The 3,169-nt window shown below is 34.5% G+C and carries 2 protein-coding genes and 1 pseudogene; 2 read left to right on the top strand and 1 reads right to left on the bottom strand.

The features are described from left to right. Positions 1–158 precede the first annotated feature (158 nt). A pseudogene (locus DD829_RS22795) lies at positions 159–836 on the bottom strand (ATP-binding protein); the annotation flags it as partial. 137 nt (positions 837–973) lie between these two features. Here DD829_RS22795 and DD829_RS22800 point away from each other — a divergent pair. Then, positions 974–1,648, top strand: coding sequence for a Tn7 transposase TnsA N-terminal domain-containing protein (locus DD829_RS22800; protein WP_228408276.1), 675 nt, complete (start codon positions 974–976; stop codon positions 1,646–1,648). Next, the coding region (locus DD829_RS22805; RefSeq protein WP_116548199.1) for a helix-turn-helix domain-containing protein at positions 1,636–3,169 on the top strand (1,534 nt) is incomplete at its 3' end. The genes DD829_RS22800 and DD829_RS22805, both read left to right, overlap by 13 nt.

The following is a 3,169-nucleotide window of genomic DNA, read 5'->3' on the forward strand; positions in this document are numbered from 1 at the left end:
ATATGATTACAGCTGTATTAATCATTTTTGCAGGAGGAAATCCAGACAAAGTTTTCAAAACATAAAAGAGGTCGGATTTCTTCCGACCATGACTAGCAGCAAAGCTGCCCCGAAACCACAAAAAATTATAATTAAAACAAAAAAGAGATATTCTATGATCAGGCATTCCAGAATTCACGGTCTAAACTCCTGTATTGGATGGCTTCTGAAACATGATGAGAAAGAATATTCTCAGATTCTTCAAGATCTGCGATGGTGCGGGATACTTTTAAAATCCTGTCGTAAGCTCGTGCGGAAAGATTAAGCTTTTCCATAGCCATTTTGATGAGGTTGAAAGATGCGGCATCCAGTTCGCAGAATTTTTCAATTTCTTTTGGTCCTATTTGAGCGTTATAGCTGATTTTTAAATCTTTATATCGCTCTCTTTGAGCTTCGCGGGCAATAAGAACCCGCTTTCGGATGTCTTCACTTTTTTCACCTTTTCTGCGTTCCGCCAACTGTTCAAATTCCACTTTCTGCACTTCAATATGAATGTCAATTCTGTCCAGAAGCGGTCCGGAAAGCTTATTCATGTATCGCTGCATTTCGTAGGTTGAGGAAGTATTGTTCGGGTCGTCGGGAAAAAATCCGCTCGGACTCGGATTCATCGAAGCAACGAGCATAAAACTGGCAGGATAATTTACCGTAAATCGGGCTCTTGAAATAGTAACTTCACGATCTTCCAAAGGCTGTCTCATCACTTCAAGAACCGTTCTTTTAAATTCCGGCATTTCATCCAGAAACAAAACCCCGTTGTGAGCCAGTGAAATTTCACCCGGTTGCGGATAACCGCCACCTGTCAAATATAAAATATAATGCAAAAAAAGGGCAACTAAACTCACAAAATAGCACACAAGATGATGCTAAAAATAGTTGCCAAGTGACTCGCGACAGGAGAGACTTTACAGAAGATGATGCAAATTTTCGTAAACGCGTGAGAGAAATTACAGCAAAGAGATTTTCTTTAACTGGGGTAGTTAATTCAAAAAGGCTCAGGACAACAATCCAATTTGAATCATCATTGGAAAGGGATTTTATCTACTTGCTAGAGTATGAAGATAATGTAAAGTACTACTTAGAGCAACCCTTAGAAATTAAGTATGTTGACTCTCAAGGTAATAATAGAAGATATTATCCTGATTTTTTAATAGAATATTTTGACGGACAAATTCCAAGGTTAGTAGAGATTAAATACGAAAGTACTTTAATCAGTAAAGGTGCGGAACTTCATGAAAAATTTCATGCAGCAAAACTATTCTGCGAAAAAAAAGGCTTTGAATTTTGCGTTATTACCGATTTACAGATTAGATCCGAAAGGCTTATAGAACTAAATAACTATAAATTTTTAGACAGATACAAAAATTTTTTTTGTAATATTAATAAAGAAAAGAGTGCATTTCCTGAGTTTAATACAGATCTTCAATTGCTATTTTCAGAAATGGAAAAACAAAAGAAAATAACAGTTAAGAATTTACTAGATGAAATTACAGATGATAAAGAGAAGCAAGCTGAATTAATTTTCTTAACTTGGTATATGGTATCAAATAATTTCCTTTATACAAATTTAAAGGAGAAACTCACTTTAAAATCTTTGGTATGGCTTCCTTAAAATTTGTTCCTGGCACAAAGGTTCTTTATAAAGAGCAACCTGCAGTTATTCTTAAAATTGTTGATGTAAATTTGATCACAATTCAATTATTGCAAACCAATGTATTACATAGTGTACCTCCGAGAGATTTGCTGTCAGTGAACGATTCACCCGAACAGAATACAAATACTTCAATCGAAGTAATGACAGATAAAGAATGGAGCACGGCTGTCTATAGGCATGAGATTGTAAAAACCATTATCGACAACCAGTTATCTACAGAAGAAATAAAAAATATAGCTGCAAAGAACAAAGTTCATTATTCAACCATATATCGCTGGATAAAAAAGTTCAATTCTGAAGGAAATATAATTGCACTTAGTACAAAAAAAAGGACAGGCGGAAGAAATAAAAGTAGATTAGACTTGCATGTAGATAATATTATAAATGAAGCAATAGCTAATATATACTTGGATTCATCCAAAAAATCTATTTCTAAGGTCATCAGAGAAATCACTCTACGATGTAAAGAATTAGATTTAATTCCTCCTCATAAAAATACAGTTAGAAACCGTATTAAAAGCTTATCCGACGAAGAAGTATTAAAAGCTAGATTTGGAACTAAGGCGGCAAGGGACAAGTTTGACCCAATTAAAGGTAACTTTCCTGGGGCTAACTTTCCACTCTCTGTTGTCCAAATTGATCATACTACGGTAGATATAATTTTAGTTGATGAGCTCTATCGCAAGCCATTTAAGCGCCCTATACTTACTGTTGCAATTGATGTTTTTAGTAGAATGGTGGTAGGATTTCATTTATCATTTGATCCCCCGGGGGAAATGGGCACCGGCATCTGTATAGCAAATGCAATTTTGACTAAGGATTTATTATTAGATAAATACGGTATTCAAGGTGATTGGCCGTGTTGGGGCACCATGGCGACAATTCATTTAGATAATGCGAAGGAATTTAGAGGAAACATGTTAAAAAAGGCCTGTCAAAATTATGGAATAAATATAGAACATAGACCTATAGCTACTCCCCATTGGGGTGGTCATGTTGAAAGATTATTAGGCACCTTCTCAAAAGAGATTCACAATCTTTCCGGTTCTACTTTTTCGAAAATTAGTGACCGAGAAAACTATAATTCAGTTGAAAAAGCATCATTAACCATAAGTGACTTTGAGAAGTGGTTGACAATTTATATTGTAAATGTTTATCATCAGAAAGTACATTCTTCGATAATGATGTCACCTTTAGATAAATATAAAAGTGGAATTTTCGGGTTAAATGGCGAAACTGGCACTGGGCTACCACCAAAACTATTTAATGAAAGAAGAATTAAGCTTGATTTCATGCCTTTTGTTGAAAGGACAATTCAAGAGTATGGTGTGTTAATAGATCATATAACATATTATGACGATATACTTAGAAAATACATTCATTCTAGAGAAGATTCCAGTAAATACAGTAAAAAGCAAAAATATATTTTTAAGAGAGATCCGAGAGATATAAGCATTATATATTTTTATGATCCAGTAT

Origin of the sequence: Chryseobacterium sp. HMWF035, assembly GCF_003094695.1 — a bacterium.
GTDB classification, from domain to species: Bacteria; Bacteroidota; Bacteroidia; order Flavobacteriales; family Weeksellaceae; genus Chryseobacterium; species Chryseobacterium gambrini.